The 20,152-nt window shown below is 60.8% G+C and carries 18 protein-coding genes and 1 riboswitch; of the genes, 17 read left to right on the forward strand and 1 reads right to left on the reverse strand.

Going from position 1 to position 20,152, the window contains the following annotated elements; translation table 11 throughout:
* Nucleotides 1-37 precede the first annotated feature (37 nt).
* From AAAV44_RS07725 to AAAV44_RS07750, 6 genes are all read left to right on the forward strand, one after another.
* Complete coding sequence (locus AAAV44_RS07725; protein ID WP_055309449.1) at nt 38-844, forward strand: YebC/PmpR family DNA-binding transcriptional regulator; 807 nt, start codon at nt 38-40, stop codon at nt 842-844.
* 165 nt (nt 845-1,009) lie between these two features.
* Complete coding sequence (locus AAAV44_RS07730; protein WP_349115253.1) at nt 1,010-1,555, forward strand: hypothetical protein; 546 nt, start codon at nt 1,010-1,012, stop codon at nt 1,553-1,555.
* Nucleotides 1,548-1,925 (forward strand): DUF2273 domain-containing protein, encoded by a 378-nt coding sequence (locus AAAV44_RS07735; protein ID WP_055309447.1) that lies wholly within the window; start codon nt 1,548-1,550, stop codon nt 1,923-1,925. The genes AAAV44_RS07730 and AAAV44_RS07735 overlap by 8 nt, the downstream gene beginning before the upstream one ends.
* A 44-nt stretch (nt 1,926-1,969) precedes the next feature.
* Entirely contained in the window at nt 1,970-2,491 is a 522-nt protein-coding gene (locus AAAV44_RS07740; protein ID WP_349115254.1) for an Asp23/Gls24 family envelope stress response protein, read from the forward strand.
* A 206-nt stretch (nt 2,492-2,697) separates the two neighbouring features.
* Entirely contained in the window at nt 2,698-3,720 is a 1,023-nt protein-coding gene (locus AAAV44_RS07745) for a YitT family protein (protein WP_349115255.1), read from the forward strand.
* Nucleotides 3,721-3,870: 150 nt separating this feature from the next.
* On the forward strand, nt 3,871-5,166 hold the full coding sequence (locus AAAV44_RS07750) for a zinc-ribbon domain-containing protein (protein ID WP_349115256.1): 1,296 nt from the start codon (nt 3,871-3,873) through the stop codon (nt 5,164-5,166).
* Between the two features lie 133 nt (nt 5,167-5,299).
* On the opposite strand, the gene AAAV44_RS07755 is transcribed toward AAAV44_RS07750, so the two are convergent.
* Entirely contained in the window at nt 5,300-6,763 is a 1,464-nt protein-coding gene (locus AAAV44_RS07755) for a M20 family metallopeptidase (RefSeq protein ID WP_006234935.1), read from the reverse strand.
* Between the two features lie 162 nt (nt 6,764-6,925).
* On the opposite strand from AAAV44_RS07755, the gene AAAV44_RS07760 reads away from it, so the two are divergent.
* The 11 genes from AAAV44_RS07760 to argB all read left to right on the forward strand — a co-directional run bounded on the left by AAAV44_RS07760 (nt 6,926) and on the right by argB (nt 20,090).
* Nucleotides 6,926-8,569, forward strand: a complete 1,644-nt coding sequence (locus AAAV44_RS07760; RefSeq protein ID WP_349115257.1) for an amidohydrolase — start codon at nt 6,926-6,928, stop codon at nt 8,567-8,569.
* A gap of 906 nt (nt 8,570-9,475) precedes the next feature.
* Nucleotides 9,476-9,769: a co-chaperone GroES gene (gene groES, locus AAAV44_RS07765; RefSeq protein WP_022094351.1), complete on the forward strand. Its 294-nt coding sequence runs from the start codon at nt 9,476-9,478 to the stop codon at nt 9,767-9,769.
* 96 nt (nt 9,770-9,865) lie between these two features.
* Nucleotides 9,866-11,503, forward strand: coding sequence for a chaperonin GroEL (groL, locus tag AAAV44_RS07770; protein ID WP_022094352.1), 1,638 nt, complete (start codon nt 9,866-9,868; stop codon nt 11,501-11,503).
* Between the two features lie 371 nt (nt 11,504-11,874).
* A riboswitch (FMN riboswitch) is annotated at nt 11,875-12,067 on the forward strand.
* Nucleotides 12,068-12,072: 5 nt separating this feature from the next.
* Complete coding sequence (locus AAAV44_RS07775; RefSeq protein WP_349105772.1) at nt 12,073-12,663, forward strand: ECF transporter S component; 591 nt, start codon at nt 12,073-12,075, stop codon at nt 12,661-12,663.
* Entirely contained in the window at nt 12,660-14,564 is a 1,905-nt protein-coding gene (locus AAAV44_RS07780) for an energy-coupling factor transporter ATPase (RefSeq protein WP_349105773.1), read from the forward strand. Before AAAV44_RS07775 ends, AAAV44_RS07780 begins: the two co-directional genes overlap by 4 nt.
* On the forward strand, nt 14,564-15,364 hold the full coding sequence (locus AAAV44_RS07785) for an energy-coupling factor transporter transmembrane component T (protein ID WP_349115258.1): 801 nt from the start codon (nt 14,564-14,566) through the stop codon (nt 15,362-15,364). The genes AAAV44_RS07780 and AAAV44_RS07785 overlap by 1 nt, the downstream gene beginning before the upstream one ends.
* 30 nt (nt 15,365-15,394) lie before the next feature.
* Complete coding sequence (locus AAAV44_RS07790; RefSeq protein WP_055309439.1) at nt 15,395-15,841, forward strand: pyridoxamine 5'-phosphate oxidase family protein; 447 nt, start codon at nt 15,395-15,397, stop codon at nt 15,839-15,841.
* A gap of 44 nt (nt 15,842-15,885) precedes the next feature.
* Nucleotides 15,886-16,314: a pyridoxamine 5'-phosphate oxidase family protein gene (locus AAAV44_RS07795; protein WP_349115259.1), complete on the forward strand. Its 429-nt coding sequence runs from the start codon at nt 15,886-15,888 to the stop codon at nt 16,312-16,314.
* A 240-nt stretch (nt 16,315-16,554) separates the two neighbouring features.
* Nucleotides 16,555-17,625 carry an N-acetyl-gamma-glutamyl-phosphate reductase gene (gene argC, locus AAAV44_RS07800; RefSeq protein WP_349115260.1) on the forward strand — a complete coding sequence of 357 codons (1,071 nt, stop codon included), beginning with the start codon at nt 16,555-16,557 and terminating at the stop codon, nt 17,623-17,625.
* A 134-nt stretch (nt 17,626-17,759) separates the two neighbouring features.
* Nucleotides 17,760-19,028, forward strand: coding sequence for a bifunctional glutamate N-acetyltransferase/amino-acid acetyltransferase ArgJ (gene argJ / locus AAAV44_RS07805; protein ID WP_349115261.1), 1,269 nt, complete (start codon nt 17,760-17,762; stop codon nt 19,026-19,028).
* An 81-nt stretch (nt 19,029-19,109) separates the two neighbouring features.
* A complete protein-coding gene (gene argB / locus AAAV44_RS07810) occupies nt 19,110-20,090 on the forward strand; it encodes an acetylglutamate kinase (protein WP_117583122.1) in 981 nt (326 codons plus the stop codon).
* Nucleotides 20,091-20,152 lie beyond the last annotated feature (62 nt).

The following is a 20,152-nucleotide window of genomic DNA, read 5'->3' on the forward strand; positions in this document are numbered from 1 at the left end:
GCGCTGGGCTTTAGGTCGAAACCGATAGGAGACACGTATGTCCGGACACTCTAAGTGGGCCACAACCAAGCATCGTAAGGGCGCGCAGGACGCCAAGCGTTCCGCCCTCTTCTCCAAGCTGAGCCGCAACATCACCGTTGCTGCCCGTCTCGGCGGCGACCCGCTGCCTGAGAACAACGCCAGCCTCGCCGCTGCTGTTGCCAAGGCCAAGGCTCAGTCCATGCCTAAGGACAAGATCAAGTCCGCTATCGACAAGGCCTTTGGTTCGGGTGCCGACGCCGCCGTCTACGAGAACATCGTGTACGAGGGCTATGGTCCCGCCGGCGTTGCCGTTTACGTTGACTGCCTGACCGACAACCGCAACCGTACCGCCGCCGATGTCCGTTCCGCCTTCTCCCACGCTGGCGGCAACCTGGGCACCTCTGGCTCCGTCGCCTTCCAGTTTGAGCGTAAGGGCCAGATCGTCGTCGCCAAGGAGATCCTGGACGAGAACGCCAAGAAGGAGACCATGATCGCCAACGGTGCTGCCGGTGACGAGGATGAGTTCATGATGGCTATCGCCGAGGCCGGTGGCGAGGACTACGAGGACGCCGGCGAGGAGTGGATTGTCTGGACCGCCGCCAACGACGTCATGGCTGTTTCCAAGGCGCTCGAGGAGCAGGGCATTCAGGTCAAGGGCTCCGAGACCACTATGGTTCCGACCACCCCGACCGAGGTCTCCGGTACCGACGCCAAGAAGGTCCAGCGCCTCATCGACCGTCTCGAGGAGCTCGACGACGTCCAGGATGTTTACAGCACCATGGATATGACCGACGAGGTCATCGCTGCCCTCGAGGAGGAGTAGCGCCTGCACGGGTTAAGCCGTGCATATCTGGGCATAATGAAACGAGCATGCAAGCCTCGTGGAATAGATGAGCCGGATCCGCGTGCGTACAGCACCGGACCCGGCTCTTTTATAATGATGCGAATCGTTTTGCATTCTGTGGACCGAAACCTGAAGGGAGCGCGCGTGCGCGTACTCAAACGAGCCCTAGCGATCGTGTATCTTGCCACCGCCATCGTGGCGCTGGGCACGCTTGTCTGCCAGTTCTGGGGACCGTATACGTATCGCTTTATGCTGCTGTTGCGTGACACCATGCCTCGCGTCGTCGTTACGGTGTGTGCCGCCATCGTGGCACTTGGCGTGCTCATCGGTTTTTTCCGCCTGATGTTCGCGCGTCGCGAGCCGTCCTGCGTGCATCCGGCGGGGGAGCGCAATATCGAGGTCACGCTCGCAGCGCTTTCCTCGTGCGCCCGTGCTGCGGCGGAGTGCGATGATCGTGTGATGGTTGAGCATATCGAGGCGCGCGTTCAAGGCTCCGACGAGTCCCGCGTTCGTTTTAAGGTCGAGGCCATCGCGCTCGATGATAAGGACGTCGCCTTCCTTGCCACCTCGATGCAGCAGCGCATCGAGAAGGCCTGCGACACCATGCTCGGCACGCCGGGCACGACCGCGCGCGTCCGTTTTTTGCCGTCCAAGACTACCGTCCAGACCGTGGAGGTTTCCGGTGAGTGATACCAACCAAGACAAGCCCGCCCGCACGCCGCGCCTGACGATCGACCAGAGCGCCACACCGGCGAGTGAACCTGTTGATTCCAAAGCAGAGGCAACCGAGTTGCAAGATGCGGCAGCCGCGGATTTTGACGAGGCTATGGGTCTCATCAAGGGTACGGGCGCTGCCATCTGGAGCTATGCTGTGCGTCATCCCAACACCACGCTCGGTGCCGTCGCTGGCTTTATCCTCGCCGTGTTGGTGCTCACGCTCGGCCTGTGGGACACGCTCGTCATTGCATTCTTCGTGCTAATCGGCGCTGTAATTGGCCAAATTCGCGACGGCGAGAACGGGATCGTCAACTTTTTCGGCCGTCTGTTTAGCGGCCGCTAATATGTATTCGACTGTCGCATCCGCGGCAGGCATAAGGAGGAACCATGGCTTTTAATACGAAGGTCGATGTGGCCGATACCGAGCTCGGGGCAGACGAGACCGTCACCGCCGAGGCCGAGGACGTAACGCTCGAGGATGAGGCGCTCGTCGAGGCCGAGTCCGCCGATGACGCGGACGAGGATGATGAGGAAACAGACGAGTCCGAGGACTCGCTGACCTATTCCAACGGTGTGATCGAGAAGATCGTTGCCATGGCCACCCGCGAGGTTCCGCACGTCCTGGGCATGAAGGGTAACCTCATGCACTTTGTGCAGGAGCAGTTTGGTGCCGAGAATCTGACCAAGGGCGTGACGGTCGAGGTCACCGATGACAATCGCGTGGTCGTCAACATCTCCGTCATTATCGAGTACGGCGCCTATGCGCCCGCGATCTTCGACGATGTCAAGGCACGCGTCACTGAGCGCCTTGCCGCGATGACCGGCCTTGAGGTGGCGGGCGTCAACCTGCGCATCGAGGACGTCATCACCCCTGAGGAGTACGAGCACCGCACCAGCCAGCACGAATAACCTTCCAAAAAGGGACAGGTTTGTTTTGGCAGGTTTTATCTGCGAAAACGTTAAACGGCCGACCGCGCAAGCAAAAGCGTGGCCGGCCGTTTCTGTACGCTCCCGATATAGTCATACCGCTCGTCTAACTAAGGGTTGCAATCCCCACGTTCCGCGTTACCCTAATGAGCGCATTGTTTCCAAATTGTTAACGAGGAGTTGCCGTAATGGCCGACGAGCACGAGACAGAAAGCAAGGCATGGGCAATTGAGGCCGCCGCGGCAGAGGCGGCATCGCGTGCTGCCGAGGAGGTACATCGTCCTCCCGTAGTGCCGATGGAGCGCGTGGTCGATCGCACCGATATCGAGCGCGGCGAGCGTGCCGGTCAAAAGCGCAGCCAGGAGCCGGGCTTCCCGCGCTTTTTTTTCGAGCTCAATCTGGGCCTGATTCTTACGGCCTTCGCCATCGTTGCGTTTAAAACCCCTAATCACTTTGCTTTTGGCGGCACCTCGGGCGTGTCGGTCATTCTGTCCACGCTGTTCCCGACCCTGCCCGTCGGCGTCTTTATGTGGATTATCAACGCGGTTCTCGTCGTTTTGGGCTTTATCTTTTTGGAGCGCAAGGCAATCCTGTGGAGCGTCTTCGCCTCGTTTGCGCTGTCCGCCTATGTTTCGCTTTTTGAGCTCTTTATCCCGACTGACGTCTCGATGACGGGCGATATGTGGCTCGACCTGTGCTTTGCCGTGATTCTGCCGGCGCTCGGCAGCGCTATTGTCTTTGACATCGGCGCCTCGACGGGCGGCACGGACATTCTCGCTATGATCCTCAAACGCCGCACCACGCTCGAGATTGGTCGCGCACTGCTGTTGGTCGATATCGGCATCGTGGCCATCGCGGCCTTTTTGTATGGCCCGCGTGTCGGTCTGTATTGCGTGCTTGGCCTGTTTGCCAAGACACTCGTGGTCGACAAAGCCATCGAGAGCATCCATCTTCGTAAGGTCTGCACGGTCATTTGCTCCGAACCCCTTAAGGTCGAGGAGTTTATCGTCAAGCATCTCAACCGCACAGCGACCGTCAGTCGCGGCTACGGTGCCTTCTCGGGCAAGTGCGTGACGGTGATCATGAGCGTGCTAAGCCGTCGCGAGGCCGTGCAGCTGCGCCGCTATGCGCGCGAAGTCGATCCGGGCGCCTTTATCACGATCGTCGACAGCTCCGAGATCGTCGGCAAGGGTTTCCGCGGCACGAACTAGCGCGGGCACACTCATCAAACAATCGAAAAGCGCCTCGCGCGTTGCAAATACGTCATCTAAGAGTATTTGTCCTCACCTTGGGTGATAATGATGCCAAAGACATCGTTTGCGATCCAGGTGATTCGCTCTAGATACGAAGGGATGATTTCGATGTTCTGTTCGCAGTGTGGCGCTCCTATGGGCGATAACGACAAGTTCTGCGGCGTGTGTGGTGCTCCTAATGCCGGTGCCGCTGGCCCCGCTCCCCAGGGACAGCCTCAGCCCCAGCAGTTTGTTCCGCAACCGCCCGTGGCGAATGCGCCAAAGGGCTGTGTGGCTCAGGCGTTCCAAGATATGACCAAGACTCCGGGTGTGCTTCAGCGTGTATGCCAAATCGCGTTTTTGCCTGCACTGATTTGCGTTGTGTCGGTGCTCGTGTTGTTTATTCCCGTTATTGGCGGCATTGCGGCTGCCATCGGCTTTTTGGCAGCTTGCATTGCGAGCGTGTGCGGTTCCGGCTTTGGCATCGAGTGGGGTCGCGATCTGTCGCTTAAGATCGATGACGGCATGGATCGTCCACTCATGCGTTCCACGTCGTTTGGCCTCGGAGTCTTTTCGAGCGTTATCTCGGTCGTACTCGAGGTTATCGCTGCCATTCCCGTGATCGGTGTAGTGCTTTCGCTGGTGGAGGGCGTGGTAATTGGCGCCGCGGGCTCGTATTCTTATTACGGCTCTTATGCACTCGAGGCTGCGCTGTTCGGTTCGCTCGGCCTGCTTGTCCTGGCGCTAATTGCCTCGGCGATTCTGGGTGTCTTCTTTAAGATGTTCGCCGACATCGCCGTGATGCACTTTGCGGTGACCGGTCGCGTCGAGAGCGCGTTTTCGCTCGATAAGGTCTGGGCGGCGTTTAAGCACAACAAGACCAAGCTGTTCTGTGCTTCGTTCCTTCCCGAGTTTTTGACGGGCCTGGTCGCCAACGTTGTCACATGGATCTTGACGGTCGTCTTTGGCGCCATTGCCTCTGTCGGTATGTATAGCTACTACTATCGTCCTACGGGTATTGAGGCAATTGTTACCGGCGGTGGCGTCACGCTCGTGCTGTTCCTGGTGCTGGTCGCTTTTGTCACCGTATTTCTTACGGTCTTTGGCAAGATGCTCAAGCACCGTGCCGTTGGCTATTGGGTTGCACGTTATGCAAGCGAGTGGGCCGATGAGGATAAGGACGACGTCCTGACTTTTGTGTTGCCCTTCGAGAAGAAGTCCGCTCCCTCGGGTTACAGTGCTCCGGATGCTTCGCCGGCACCTGCACCCGCTCCCGCGACCGAGCCTGAGCCGGCGCCCGAGTCTGAACCGGCGCCCGAGCCTGAGACGGCATCTGAGTCTGAACCGGCGCCCGAGCCTGAGCCGGCACCTGCACCTGAGCCGGCGTCCGAGCCAAGCTCCGACGAGGAGCCTCAGGACGAGTAGCCACGCCGCCTGCTATTTGGGGACGGGGTAGAAATGGTAGAAATAGCGCTTGAAGAATGAGCGGGGGGCGGACGTTTCGATACGTCCGCCCCCCGCTCTGCTTTAGCCAGGCTGTTATGGATGGGTGTGACGACTACTCGTCGTGCTTCTCCTCGCGGCGTGCAGCAGCGCGTGCGTCGTGGATGCCCTTGATCGCGGCATGGCGAGCCGTTCGGGCATCATGGATGGCGTCGCGAGCCTCGGCGGTCGTCGCCTTGGCAGAGCGCAACTTGGCGGCCAGATCGGGGTTGGTTTCGGCGACCGCGGTAATCGCGGGGCCGTCGAGCTCCTCTTGCGTGGGCTCGGCCAAAAAGTCGATAGCATACTGGGCGGCCACCATGGAGCCCTTTGCCAGCACGGTCTCGTCGATCTTGTAGAAGCAGGAATGTTGGGCGTACGTGGCGCCAATCTTGGGGTTGCGCGTACCTACAAAGGCGAGCACGCCCGGTACGCGACGCAGGTACTCCGAAAAATCCTCGCCCGAAAGCGTGCCGCGATAATGGCCTTGGCCGGTGGGGCCCAGGCACTTGATTACAGCCTGACGGCAGCGCTCGCTCGAGGCGGCGTCGTTTTCGACCTTGTAGTTGGCGATGGTGTAGTCGGTGAGCTCTGCCTCGGCGCCCAGAGCTGCCGCGGTATGCTCCACGATGCGGCGCATGAGCTCCGGCATTTCCTCGTGGGTCGAATCGCCGTAGGTACGCACTGTGCCGGCGAGGTAGGCCGTGCCGGCGATAACGTTGCGCGCGGTGCCGCCGTGCAGCTCGCCGACGGTGATGACAGCCGGCTCGTAGGGGCTGATCTCGCGCGAGACGATGGTCTGCAGGGCGTTGACGATCTCGGCGGCCACCATAACGGCGTCGTGACCTCGCTGGGGCATGGCGCCGTGGCACGAGGTGCCGCGTACGTCGATACGGAACCAGTCGGTATTGGCCATGCGCGGTCCGGGCTCGCAGCTCACGGTGCCGGCGTCAACCTCGCTCCAGATATGCGCGGCGTAGGCGCCATCGACGCCGTCGAGCACACCCGTGCCGATCATGAGCTTAGCGCCCTGGCCGTTTTCCTCGCTGGGCTGGAAGACGATGCGGATTTCGCCGTGGATGTCGTCGGTCATATGGCGCAGGATTTGCAGCGTTCCGAGCATCATGGCGATATGGCAGTCGTGGCCGCAGGCGTGCATGCAGCCCTCGTTGACGCTGGCGAACTCCTCGCCGGTCTGCTCGGTGACGGGCAGGGCGTCGATGTCGGCGCGCAGCAGGATGCGGCGGCGTGGCGTGCCGTCCTCGCGGTAGGCATCCGGCGCGGTACCGCGAAGCGTTGCCACCAAGCCGGTCTTGAGCGGACGCTCGTAGGGGATATTCATGGCGTCGAGCTGGTTGGCGATGTCGGAGGTCGTGCGCTCCTCGGCAAGGCTCAGCTCCGGGTGCTTATGGAAGTGCCGGCGCTGTTTGATGATATATGGTTCAAACTCGGTAGCGATATCTTTGATGGCTGCGGTGACGTCGTCAGCCGCGCGAGCCTCGGTCGCCGCCATAATCTGCTGTGCCTTGGTCTTCGTCATGGTCGATTTGCTCCTTGCTGGGTTGATCGCAAAATCGTACAGGCTCTCTCCAGTATGCCACCTGCCGCTAGGGCTGGTAAAGTTGCCGTTTGCCGCTTGGGGTTTTGTTACAAGGGCGGGGGAGTACACTCGGGGGTGTTGAATTTCCTGCCAGAGATGGGGATGCCCATGCAACATATCGATCGGATTATCCGCTCCAAGAACGTCTTTACCGCGCAAGACGGCATCGATACCGCCCGCGAGCTGGCGATTGCCATCGCAGGCGACCGTATCGTCGCAGTCGGTGCGCCGGATGACGTGATTGCCGCCGCGCCTGCCGCCACGCCGGTTATCGACTACGGCGAGCAGTTTGTCTGCCCCGGTTTCCATGACGCTCATCTGCACTTCTTCCATACCTCGGTCGGTTCCTCGCCGTACATGCTCATGGATATGGGCACGTCCGAGGCGGCGCTGGTGCAACATGCGCTCGAGTTTTCCCAGGATCTGCCTAGTGACGCTTGGGTTGTGACGCAGGGCTGGCGCGATTACCGTTGGGATCCGCCCGAGCATCCTACCAAGGCGTCGCTCGATGCGGCATTCCCCGATCGTCCCTGCGTTATGTATTCGGGCGACGGGCACACGCTTTGGCTCAACAGCCGCGCACTCGAGGCGCTCGGCGTCACGCGCGACAGCGAGCCGCCAGCGGGCGGCAGTTACGACAAGGATGCAAACGGCGAACTCACGGGTATCGCTCACGAGGCGGCTGCCATGCAGCTGCTACCGCGCTGCCTTGAGTGGCTGGGGGAGGATCGCATCGCAAGCGCTTACGCCGATCAAATGAGGCGTATGGCCGAGCAGGGCATCACCTCGATCTGCGATATGTCGCTCATGCCCATGCCGGGCTGCGATTTTATCCGCGACGACGTCTACGACAAACTGCAGGCAGCCGGCAAGCTGGGCATCCGAGCCCATCTGTTCCCCACGCTGCTGGATGACCAGTCGCGCTTGGAAGAGCTGCAGACCCGCTACGCGAACAACGCGCTGCTCTCGGCGCCTGGTTTTAAGCAGTTTTTCGACGGCGTGTCGAGCGAACACACGGCCTATCTCACCGAGCCCTATACCAACCCGCGCTTCCCGGGCGATCAGGGCCGTCTGACGGTTCCGGCTGAGCGCATGCGCAAACTGGTTCTGGCGGCCGCGGAGCGCGGTCACACCGTGCGCATCCACGTCATTGGTGACGGTGCGATTCATGCCGCGCTGGATATCTTCGAGGAGGCCGCCGACCTGTACGGCCTGCCCCAGCACGGCCATAACACGCTCGAGCACCTGGAGAACCTCTTGCCCGAGGACATCGATCGTCTACGCAAGCTTAACGTCGTTGCCTCGAGCCAGCCCTGTCACATTACACTCGACCCGGGCGGCCCCGAGCGCGATCTGGGCCTGGAACGCAGCCGCATCATGTGGCCGTTTGCGACCTATAAGCAGCGCGGCATCCGCCAAGCCTTCGGTACCGACAGCCCTATCACGCCCGTTACCAGCATGAACGTGCTCTACACGGCTATTACGCGCCAGGACCCCAAAAGCCACTGGCCCGAGGACGGCTGGTTACCGAGCGAGCGCATCGATGCGGCAACGGCCCTGCGCAACTACACGCTTGGCAGCGCGTACGCAGCTGGCGACGAGCAAAACCTCGGCAGCTTGGAGCCCGGCAAGTATGCCGACCTGGTAGTCCTGGACCAAAACCCGCTCACCATCGACCCCCAAGAACTCCAAGCCACCAAAGTCCAAGCCACCTACCTGGCAGGTAACTTGATTTACGAGCGCTAAGTATTCATGCCGTACCGTTAAGCGCGGCTCGGGCAGCCTTTTTGGGATAGCGCTCGAGCCGCGTTTGCGTTTTGGTGGGGATCCGCCATGAGCGTCCCTGCTCTGTTGGATTTGGGTGCGGGGCGGAGGTGCTGCTGCCCCGCGCTCAATTTGGACACCAGCAATGCTATCTCTTGGTGTTTTGCATACTTCCCATTACAGATTGCATAAAAAGGCTGGGATGTCCTTCCTGATCCTGATGTACCCCCGCCCGTGCCGTGCAAAAAACGGAGTATTCAGCACCGCGAGCTCTGCCGGTGCCGCTGCAGTCGGGCGGCATTGCGGAGATCGACGTCATTTGGGGTCCGGTGCGGCGCGAGGCATGCCTTTTTGTCTTGACGGGGTTCGCCTGCCGACTCAAATCGCCGGTCGAAGGCGTCCTTGGGACCAATATGGTGTGTCTGGCGCGTATGCAGCCGTCCTGGTCTGCTGAAAACTCCCAAAAATGCACGATGCTCCCTAGGGGACCCGTGCTCGCAGCGAAAATCATGCCCATGTCGCTATCCGCATCGCCATTTTGCTGCACTGACTTTTCTGAATGCCGGGCCCTAGTTAGTCAACCTGGCTCCCGGGGCGGACCGGAGGGCATGAAGTTTGTCGCGAGTTCCGCACGCAAAGGAAAGCACTTAATGTGCTTTCCGTCTTGCGCAGGACTGTAGAGCAGCAAACTTCATGCCATCCGGTCCGCCCCGGGAGCCACTGCTAAGTTATCCCCCGGCATTCAGAAAATCTAAGTGCCAAAAAATAAGATTTTTTGACTCCGTGTTGTATAACCCGCCATTCGTGGGTACCATTCAACGCGTACGCAAACAAAAAAGGGTTAATTCGCGTGGTATAACCGCGCGGCCCAAAAAGGAGGAGACAAGCATGTCGTCTTTGAAGCCGCTTGCAGATCGTGTTCTGGTCAAGCCCGACGAGGCCGAGCAGAAGACCGCTTCTGGTCTGTATATTGCCAGCAACGCTCAGGAGAAGCCGCAGCGTGGCACCATCGTTGCCGTGGGCGCCGGCAAGGTCAACGACAAGGGTGAGCGCATCCCCATGGACGTCAAGGTTGGCGACGTTGTCATCTACGGTAAGTTCGGTGGCAACGAGGTCAAGGTCGACGGCGAGAAGTATCTGCTGATGCGCGCCGACGACATCTACGCCGTCGTCGAGGCCTAGTCTCGTCGGAATCTCTGATTCGTCTTTGAACGCGCCCGCCGCATAGGACTCGGAAGCGGCGACGCGAGTCACGTTTCTTTTGGAGGATTACCTACCATGGCAAAGAACATTACGTTCAACACCGATGCCCGCGCTAAGCTTGCCAAGGGCGTCAACACTCTGGCCGACGCCGTTACCGTCACCATGGGCCCCAAGGGCCGCTACGTTGCGCTGCAGCGCACGTTCGGTGCTCCGACCATCACCAACGACGGCGTTTCCGTCGCCAAGGAGATCGAGCTCGAGGACAACATCGAGAACATGGGCGCTCAGCTGGTGAAGGAGGTCGCCACCAAGACCAACGACACCGTGGGTGACGGCACCACCACCGCAACCCTGCTCGCCCAGGCCATCGTCAACGACGGTCTGCGCAATGTCGCCGCTGGCGCCAACCCGCTGGCCATCCGTCGCGGCATCGACAAGGCCGTCAACGCCGCCGTCGCCGAGATGAAGAAGCAGGCCAAGCCGGTCGAGACCAAGGAGCAGATCGCTTCCGTCGGTACCATCTCCGCCGGTGACCCCGAGGTCGGCGAGAAGATCGCCGAGGCCATGGAGGTCGTGGGCAAGGACGGCGTCATCACCGTCGAGGATTCCCAGACGTTCGACATCACCATCGACACCGTCGAGGGCATGCAGTTCGACAAGGGCTATGTCTCCGCTTACTTCGTCACGGACAACGACCGTATGGAGGCCGTGATGAAGGATCCGTACATCCTCATCACCGACCAGAAGATCTCCAGCGTTCAGGACATCATGCCCGTTCTCGAGGCTGTCCAGCGCGCTGGCCGTGGCCTGCTCATCATCGCTGAGGACATCGACGGTGAGGCTCTGCCTACCCTGGTCCTCAACAAGATCCGTGGCGCCCTCAACGTCTGCGCCGTCAAGGCTCCGGGCTACGGCGATCGCCGCAAGCGCATCCTCGAAGACATCGCCGTCCTCACCGGTGGCCAGGCCGCTCTGGACGAGCTGGGCGTGAAGGTCGCTGACATCACCGCCGATATGCTCGGTACCGCTAAGTCCGTCACCATCTCCAAGGACAACACCGTCGTCGTCGGCGGCGCTGGCTCCAAGGAGGCCATCGACGCTCGTATCGCTCAGATCAAGGGTGAGATGGAGAACACCACCTCTGACTTCGACCGTGAGAAGCTCCAGGAGCGCCTGGCCAAGCTCTCCGGTGGCGTTGCCGTCATCAAGGTCGGCGCTGCTACCGAGTCTGAGCTCAAGGAGATCAAGCACCGCGTCGAGGACGCCCTGCAGGCAACCCGCGCTGCTGTTGAGGAGGGCATTGTCGCCGGTGGCGGCGTCGCCTTCATGGACGCTGCTCCTGCGCTCGACGCCGTTGAACTCGACGACCCCGAGGAGAAGATCGGTGTCGACATCGTCAAGAAGGCTCTGACCGCTCCGGTCGCTACCATCGCCAAGAACGCTGGTTTTGAGGGCGCTGTCGTGGTCGACAAGGTTGCCGAGCTGCCTGCCGGCCAGGGTCTCAACTCTGCCAACGGCGAGTGGGGCGACATGATCGAGATGGGCGTCCTCGACCCCGTCAAGGTCAGCCGCGTCACCCTGCAGAACGCTGCTTCCGTCGCCAGCCTGATCCTCATCACCGAGGCCACCGTCTCCGATGTGCCCAAAAACACTCAGCTTGAGGACGCTATCGCTGCTGCCACCGCTGGTCAGCAGGGCGGCGGTATGTACTAAGGCCGACAAGGTCTAGAACTCCCACCGGGAATCCGGGGGCGTGACGGGGGTTTCTCTCCGGAACGTCCTCGGACATGCAAAGAGGCTCCGCATCGCGCTTCGCGCTGCGGAGCCTCTTTGCGTCCTGCGGAATGTTCCGGAGAGAAACCCCCGTCACGCCCCCGGATCCCCTGCGTTTACGGCCTTGAGGTCGGCGTGGGCGGAGAATGTGGTTGATGGGGATACGTGTCCCTTTCGCTGTTTCGCGGCTTTGCCGCGAAAAGCGCGTTACTTTGGGATGGGTGGGGAACGTGGTTGTTGCGGCAGCTGATCCCCGCCACAAATTACCCTCGGCATACTTGCGCGAGCGATTGCTCGTGCTACACTTGCAATTGCTGTTTCAGGGCGGGGTGGAATTCCCCACTGGCGGTAAATCGGGCGGTGCCAAAGGGGTGCCGCGGAGCAGGCGAGGCGTCTGCGACCGAGCCGATGAGTCCGCGACCCGTGTGTGCGTTGGTTCGCATGCCGGCTGAACTGGTGAGATCCCAGTACCAACGGTTAGAGTCCGGATGAAAGAGGCAGGTGATCTTATGTCTGAACAGTCGCAGCATATCCATTTTGAGAACACGAATAGGTGGAGCACCAAACAGCTCGTTACCATGGCGCTGATGTGTGCCTTGGGTGCCCTGTTTATGTACGTGCAGCTGCCTATCCTTCCTTCGGCGCCGTTTTTGACGTATGACCCGTCGCTGGTGCCGGCGATGGTGTGCGGGTTTGCGTATGGTCCTGGCGCCGGCACTGCTGTTGCCGCTATGGCAATCGTTATCCATGCGCTCACCACGGGTGACTGGGTCGGCGCGCTTATGAACCTGGTTGCCACGCTGGGCTACATTCTGCCCGCGGCTATCGTCTACCAGAAGATGCACACCTATAAGGGTGCCGTGATTGGTCTGGTGCTCGGCGTCATTGCCGCTACGGTGCTGTCCATGGTCGCGAACCTTACCATTGGCGTTTGGTTCTGGTATGGCTCGGTCGATGTGATCGCCCCGCTCATGATTCCTGCCGTGCTGCCGTTCAACCTTATCAAGACCGTGCTTAATTCGGTATTGACGCTTGCGGTGTACAAGGCGGTCTCCAACCTCATCACGCCTAAAAAGGACCAGGTCAAAGGCTGCGCATGATTGAGTGTCGGGGCGTTTCCTTTAGCTATGACGGTGCCGTACCGGCGCTCGACGGCGTCGATCTAAACATCGAGGACGGCGAGTTTTTCTGCATCCTCGGTGGTAATGGGTCGGGCAAGTCGACGTTTGCCAAGCATCTGAATGCGCTGTTGCAACCCGATGCGGGCACGGTACGTATCAACGGCATGGATACGTCCGACCCCGAGCTGGTCTACGACATTCGTTCGACCGCGGGCATGGTGTTCCAGAATCCCGACGACCAGCTGGTGGCAACGCTTGTCGAAGATGACGTTGCGTTCGGTCCCGAAAACCTTGGCGTGCCATCGGCGCAAATTGCGCAGCGCGTACGCGAGGCGCTGAAGGGCGTGGGCCTGGTGGGCTTTGAGCGCCACGAGACCCATGCGCTCTCGGGCGGACAAAAGCAGCGCGTGGCGCTTGCCGGCGTACTTGCCATGGAGCCGCGCGTGCTTATCTTGGACGAGGCCTCCTCGATGCTCGATCCGCGCGGACGCAAGGGCCTTATGAAGGCCTGTCATGCGCTTCACGATCGCGGCATGACTATCGTGATGATTACGCACTTTATGGAGGAGGCCGCCGAGGCCGATCGTGTCGCCGTGTTTCAGACGGGACGAGTTGCCATGCTGGGCACGCCCGAGGAGATTCTGACGCGGGCGAATGAACTCGCTCAGCTCAACCTTGACATGCCAGAGTCGTGCCGTTTGGGCATGGCGCTTCGTGCGAAGGGCGTGCCTGTTCATGCGCAGGTGCGCGAGGTGGATATGGTCGCTGAGATTGTGCAGGCTTATGCCGAGCGAAGTGGAGCAGGCATCGCGGGGCAGTCTTTCGTATCCCAGTTGGAAATCGCTGACGGCACTGTTCCGGTAGACAACGAGGGCAACGCGTCGGAGCCCGTCATCGAACTATCCCATGTTTCGTACAGTTATTCGCTCAGTCCGCGCGAGCGCCGCCGCTGGCATAAGCGCTCGGCCACTGCGGGCAAATCGAGCAAACAGGCTCTCTGGGGAAACGACCCCAGCAGCCCGTGGGCGCTGCGCGATGTATCGCTGACGGTGCGTCGCGGCGAGTTCCTGGGCTTGGCAGGTCATACCGGTTCGGGTAAGTCGACGCTGGTCCAGCATCTCAACGGTTTGATTCGCCCCCAGGAGGGATCCGTTCGCGCGCTGGAGCTCGATCTGTCAAACAAGAAAGACGCCGCTGCGGTTAAGGCCAAGGTCGGCGTGGTGTTTCAATATCCTGAGCGTCAGCTGTTTGCCGAAACCGTGGCGCAGGACGTGGCGTTTGGTCCGCATAACCTTGGCTTGCCGCAAGATGAAGTCGACCGTCGTGTCGAGTCATCGCTCTCACGCGTGGGCCTCGACCTTTCCACGGTCGGCGACAAGAGCCCCTTTGAGCTTTCGGGCGGTCAGCAACGGCGCGTGGCATTCGCCGGCGTGCTCGCCATGGAGCCCGAGGTCCTGGTGCTCGATGAGCCCATGGCGGGGCTCGATCCGGCTGCGCGCAAGGATTTCCTAGGGCTCATCGGTCGACTTCACCGCGATGGCCTGACCGTTGTCATGGTTTCGCATAGTATGGATGACCTGGCCAATTGCTGTGACCGCATCGTCGTAATGAACGAAGGCGCGGTGTTTGCCGAGGGAGCCCCCGTGCAGGTGTTTGCGCAAGCCGATGAGCTCAAGTCGATCGGCCTGGGCGTTCCCGCCGCCCAGCGTATGGCGCTGGCGCTTACGGAGGCGGGCGTGCCGCTGCGCTTTGACGGCCTCTATACGGTTGAGTCGCTGGCAGACGAGTTGATGGACCTGCTAATCGGTCGCTCGGGCGGTCCTTCTAACGTCGCGGACACTGCTAATTCCAAGACGGTCGCGCGAGAGGAGGGCTGCTAATGGAGGCGTTTTCGTTTGGCAGCTACTATCCCGGCGATAGTGCGATCCACCGCCTGGACCCGCGAACTAAGTTGCTCTTGGGCTTTGTGTTTCTGATCACGACGCTCACAGTCAGCAGCTTCCGCGGACTGGCCCCGGTCGCAATTTTCGTTGTGCTGATCTATGCCGTGTCTCAGGTGCCGGTTCGTCGCGTTCTGTCGTCGATGGCGCCGCTGCTGGCAATCGTCGTCGTGGTCGCGGTGCTCAACTTGTTTACCGACCAGAGCGGGCGCATTCTGTGGCAGCTCGGCTTTTTGCAGATAAGCGAGGGCTCGCTGCATTCCGCCGCCTTTATGGCGTGCCGCCTGACCTTGATGATGGCCGGTATGAGCGCTATCACGCTCACCACGCCGACGCTCGACCTCACCGCGGGCTTTGAGCGCCTGCTCGCACCGTTTGCGCGTGTGGGACTTCCTGCGCACGAGCTCGGCATGATCATGGGTATCGCGCTACGCTTTATGCCGCAGTTTGCCACTGAGATGAAACAGACGGCCGATGCACAGGCAAGCCGCGGCGCGCGCGTGACGGGAGGCCCGCTCGGCGGCGTGCGTATGCTCGGCAGTGTGGCGATTCCGCTGTTCACGGGCGTGTTCCGCCATGCCGAGACGCTGTCTGCCGCCATGGATGCCCGTTGCTATCATGGCGAGCAGGGCCGCACACGTCTGCATGCGCTTGCATTTGGCCGTGGCGATGCGTTGGCGGCGGTGGTGACGGCGTTGCTGCTCATCTGCGTCATCGTCATCAATCTTCAACTTGTTTAGGCGCGATTCGAGCGCAAGAAAGGGGTCCCTATGACCGACAACGACCGCACGGCTCAGCTTGAGCGCGCCTGTTCGTATCTCAGGCGCATTCCGGCGTGGTATCTGGCCACGACCGATGCAAGTGACGGGCATCAGCCTCGCGTGAGGCCGTTTTCGTTTGCCATGGTCGATGACGGTAAGTTGTGGTTTTGCACGTCGCGCGACAAGGACGTGTGGGCGGAGCTGAGTGCGAATCCCAAGTTTGAGGTATCGGGCTGGAAGCCGGGGGAATGTTGGATCGTATTGACCGGCGAAGCCGCACTTGAGGACGACGCAGTTGCGAGCGACAAGGTGCGTCAAGCGGGCTTTAAGCACATGGTGGGCATTGGCGAGGAACACGAGAGTGCCAACGACGGCCGCCTTGCTTTCTTTTCGGTCCGCAATATTGCCGCGCGCTTCTGTGATATCGACGGCAGCGAGGAGCGCCTGGAGCTCTAGCTCGCACAAACCAGGTTCCCAAACTAACTAGTACAGGAGGAAACGTGGACGGATTGAATACGGTGTTGGAGTATCTGACGTCGGTGCCGGCATGGTATTTGGCGACGAGCGTTGACGGACAGCCTCATGTGCGTCCGTTCTCGTTTGCGCAGATCCAGGATGGCAAGCTGTGGTTTGTAACAGCGCGCACCAAAGATGTGTGGCAAGAGCTGCTGCAAAACCAGCGCTTTGAGGCCACGAGTTGGTGGCCGGGCCATGGCTGGCTCATCTTGCGCGGGCGTGCCGGCTTGGATGACCGGGCTTTAGACGAAATGCGCGAAGCCGGGTGGAAGCATCTAGAGCACCTGGGCGAGCACTATGAGGGGCCTAACGACCCCACGCTCGTCTTCTTTAGCGTCGAGGATCCCGAGGCTTTTATCTGCAATCACGACGAATGGGTGCCGGTCGAGCTCCAGCCGGCTGGCTCATCCTAACAACTTGGTTTTCGCATGGGCGGGCCCCGTATTGCCCGGTGCCGTTAGGAGCGCCGGTCAATACGGGGCCCGCTCCATTTTGTCAATTCCTTCAAGCGAATGTGTCGGGATTGTTTCAATGCATGAATATGCAAGCCATTTACGTGTTCATGCATCTTTTGGTGCTAAAGTTTCAACCCACTTCATAACGACCACTGCGAAATGCGCATCGGTGCATAAATCGCAGACAAGGAGTCTGATATGTCATTGAAGGTTGGAATCGTCGGCGCGGCTGGATATGCCGGAGCCGAGCTCATTCGCCTCGTGCTCGGCCATCCCGAGTTTGAACTTGTTGCCATTACGTCCAACGCCGATGCCGGCCAGCCGCTGTCCGCGGTGTATCCGAGCTTTGCTGGCGTGAGCGATCTGGTTTTCACCACGCATGACGCCCCCGAGCTTAAGAGCTGCGATGCGGTTTTTCTTGCCGTGCCGCACACGGCTGCCATGGCACAGGTGCCCGCGCTGCTTGCATCGGGCGTCTCCTGCTTTGATCTTTCGGCCGACTACCGCCTGAACGACGCGTCCGTCTTTGAGACGTGGTATGCCGCCGAGCATACGAGCCCCGAGCTGCTCAAGACCCGTGCCTTTGGCCTGCCCGAGCTATTCTGCCGGGACTTGGAGACCGCCGCATCCGACCATGCCGACGGCAAACCCGTGCTGGTCGCCTGCGCCGGTTGCTATCCCACCGCAACGAGCCTTGCCGCCGCGCCCGCCGTGCGCGCTGGCTGGGTTGCCCAGAGCGGCCCCGTGATCGTTGATGCCATCAGCGGTGTGACGGGTGCCGGCAAGTCCTGCAACGCTCGTACGCATTTTTGCAGCGCTGACGAGAACTTGGAGGCCTACGGCGTGGGCAAGCATCGCCACACGCCCGAGATTGAGCAAATCCTTGGCCTGACCGATCGCGTCGTCTTCACCCCGCATCTGGCACCGCTCAAGCGCGGCCTGCTCTCCACGGTGACGCTGCCGCTCACGCCGCAGGCCATCGACTCCCTGGCTCTTGAGGATGTCGTCGACTATTACAAGCAGTTTTACGCTGGACGCACCTTTGTGCGCGTGCTCGATGCCGGCCAGCAGCCCAAGACGGCTTCGGTCGTCGGCACCAACGCCGCCCAGATTGGCCTTGCGTTCAACAAGCGCGCGAGCGTGCTGGTGGCGACGGGCGCCATCGACAATCTGTGCAAGGGCGCTGCGGGCCAAGCGGTCCAGTGCGCCAATATCGTCTTTGGCTTTGACGAGCGACGAGGCTTGCCCACAGTGGCGTGCCCGGTGTAGCACATTCGATTGTTAACGATTTGGTAGTCGGGCATCGAGTGGGGCGCCACTCTTAAGCTGGTCTCATGATCACGACTGGCATGGCGCACCAACCGATGTCCGTTTTTTGTTTGACATAAGGAGTCATAAAGACGATGAATACCGAGCTGTTTGATATCAAGATTCGCGCCGTTGAGGGTGGCGTTACGGCTGCGGCTGGTTTTAAAGCTGCAGGCATCCACGCTGGGTTCCGCAAGAACCCCGAGCGTCTGGATTACGCGCTCGTCGTGCCCGATAAACCCTGTCCCGGCGCTGGAGTGTTTACCACCAATCGCTTTTGCGCGGCGCCCGTGCAGGTGAGCCGCGCCAACCTGGGCGGTGCCGACAAGGGCTACGGTATCATCGCCGGCGTTTCGGTCAACTCTGGCAATGCCAACGCCGCCACGGGTGAGACCGGCCTTGCATGCGCGCGCGAGACGTGCAACATCGCATCGCAGGTCATCGGCTGCGAGCCCCAGCAGATTCTGGTTGCCTCCACGGGTGTGATTGGCCAGATTCTGCCGATCGACACGTTTGAGACTGCCATTCCTGCTGCCTACGAGGCGCTCTCTGCCCACGGTGGCGCCGATGCCGCTCGCGCCATCATGACGACCGACACGCACTCCAAGGAGTACGCCGTGTCCTACGTCAGTGAGGCTGCGGGTCATGCGAGCAATGTCTATACGGTAGGCGGAATGTGCAAGGGCTCGGGCATGATCATGCCCAACATGGCCACCATGATTGCAGTTATCACCACCGATGCCCCCGTCGAGCCTGCGGCACTTCATGCCCTGCTGCTCTTGACCGTCAAGCAGACCTTTAACAAGGTAACGGTCGATTCCGACACCTCGACCAACGACACCTGCATCATGCTTGCTTCCGGCGTCGCTGCCGCAGATGCCGAGCCTATCGTCGAGGGCTCCGATGCCTTCGACGAGTTGGCATTTGCCGTGCACGAGGTGTGCGAGAGCCTGGCGCGCAATATCGCCGCCGATGGTGAGGGCTCATCCAAGCTTGTTACGGTCAACGTTACCGGCGCCGTGAACGACGAGGAGGCCGATATCGCCGCCCGTGCCGTTGCCAACTCGCCGCTCGTTAAGACCTGCATCGCCGGTCACGACTGCAACTGGGGCCGTGTTGCTATGGCGCTTGGCAAGTGCGGCGTGAAGTTTAATCAGGAAGACGTTTCCATCGACATGATGGGCATGCCTGTCTGTCGCGACGGTCTGACTGTTCCCTTTGACGAGGACGAGGCTCTACGACGTTTCGAGGCGCCCGAGATCGTGATCTCGGCCGACCTGGGCGCAGGCGACGCGGCAACGACCGTGTGGACCTGCGACCTCACGCATGAGTACATCTCCATCAACGGCGACTACCGTTCCTAGATTCCGGGCACGCTGCGCATCTTGCCGCGATTGCGGACAGCGGAGCACGGCGCGATAACGATACGAAAGACGAGGCAGATTATGAAATTCGCACGCGATTGTCGTTCGAGCGAATCCAACGAAGCAACCGCGCAGCTGCTGTTCGAAGCACTGCCGTGGATTAAGAACCTGACCGGCAAGACGGTTGTTATCAAATATGGCGGAGCCGCCATGGTTGATGAGCAGCTGCGCCGCGACGTGATGAGCGACATCGTTTTGCTCAAGATCATCGGTATGCGCCCCGTCATCGTGCACGGCGGCGGCAAGGCTATCAACGAGGCGCTGAGCCATTACGATATTCCCGTCGAGTTTAAGAACGGCCAGCGCGTGACCACGCCGGCGACTATGGATATCGTGCGCGAGGTGCTGGGCGGCAAGGTTAACCAGGAGCTGGTTGCTGCCATCAACCACCACGGCAACCTGGCCGTAGGCGTGTCGGGCAGCGATGCCGGCACGCTCATCGCCGAGCCGCTCGACCCCGAGCTCGGTCGCGTGGGCAAAGTGACGCACGTCAACACCGACTATATCGAGCGCTTGCTCGATAGCGAGTACATCCCCGTCATCGCTACCGTCGCGGCAGGGGAGGACGGCGGCTTCTTCAACATCAACGCCGACACCGCCGCCGGTGCCGTTGCCGCGGCGCTCCACGCGCATAAGGCGATCTTTTTGACTGACGTCGACGGTCTGTACAAGGACTTTAGCGACAAGGACTCGCTTATCTCCAACCTAACGCTCGACGAGGTTAACGAGATGCTCTATGGCGGGGAGGTCGATAAGGGCATGATTCCCAAGCTGCGCGCGGCCGTCGATGCGCTTGCCGGCGGCGTATTTCGCGCCCACATCATTAACGGTACCACGCCGCATTCGCTGCTGCTTGAGCTGCTGACCGATGCCGGCGTCGGTACCGTGATCCATTCCACCGAGACGGCCTACGAGTTCGATACGCACCCGCACCCGCTTTCGACCTTTGCGGCGCGCCTGACCGAGAACCTCGACGAGGTCGAGAAGCTCCAGACGGTCTAGCCGGCTCGAAATTGCTACGCCATTACGCCCACAGTCCGCGCTACCTGGCGCTTAACGAAAGG

This window comes from Collinsella sp. CLA-AP-H1, from assembly GCF_040092945.1.
Classification (GTDB): domain Bacteria; phylum Actinomycetota; class Coriobacteriia; order Coriobacteriales; family Coriobacteriaceae; genus Collinsella.

Coding starts and splice junctions, on each gene's coding strand:
- AAAV44_RS07725 (WP_055309449.1), top strand. CDS start 38: ATGTCCGGACACTCTAAGTGGGCCACAACCAAGCATCGTAAGGGCGCG.
- AAAV44_RS07740 (WP_349115254.1), top strand. CDS start 1,970: ATGGCTTTTAATACGAAGGTCGATGTGGCCGATACCGAGCTCGGGGCA.
- AAAV44_RS07745 (WP_349115255.1), top strand. CDS start 2,698: ATGGCCGACGAGCACGAGACAGAAAGCAAGGCATGGGCAATTGAGGCC.
- AAAV44_RS07750 (WP_349115256.1), top strand. CDS start 3,871: ATGTTCTGTTCGCAGTGTGGCGCTCCTATGGGCGATAACGACAAGTTC.
- AAAV44_RS07755 (WP_006234935.1), bottom strand. CDS start 6,763: ATGACGAAGACCAAGGCACAGCAGATTATGGCGGCGACCGAGGCTCGC.
- AAAV44_RS07760 (WP_349115257.1), top strand. CDS start 6,926: ATGCCCATGCAACATATCGATCGGATTATCCGCTCCAAGAACGTCTTT.
- groES (WP_022094351.1), top strand. CDS start 9,476: ATGTCGTCTTTGAAGCCGCTTGCAGATCGTGTTCTGGTCAAGCCCGAC.
- groL (WP_022094352.1), top strand. CDS start 9,866: ATGGCAAAGAACATTACGTTCAACACCGATGCCCGCGCTAAGCTTGCC.
- AAAV44_RS07775 (WP_349105772.1), top strand. CDS start 12,073: ATGTCTGAACAGTCGCAGCATATCCATTTTGAGAACACGAATAGGTGG.
- AAAV44_RS07780 (WP_349105773.1), top strand. CDS start 12,660: ATGATTGAGTGTCGGGGCGTTTCCTTTAGCTATGACGGTGCCGTACCG.
- AAAV44_RS07785 (WP_349115258.1), top strand. CDS start 14,564: ATGGAGGCGTTTTCGTTTGGCAGCTACTATCCCGGCGATAGTGCGATC.
- AAAV44_RS07790 (WP_055309439.1), top strand. CDS start 15,395: ATGACCGACAACGACCGCACGGCTCAGCTTGAGCGCGCCTGTTCGTAT.
- argC (WP_349115260.1), top strand. CDS start 16,555: ATGTCATTGAAGGTTGGAATCGTCGGCGCGGCTGGATATGCCGGAGCC.
- argJ (WP_349115261.1), top strand. CDS start 17,760: ATGAATACCGAGCTGTTTGATATCAAGATTCGCGCCGTTGAGGGTGGC.
- argB (WP_117583122.1), top strand. CDS start 19,110: ATGAAATTCGCACGCGATTGTCGTTCGAGCGAATCCAACGAAGCAACC.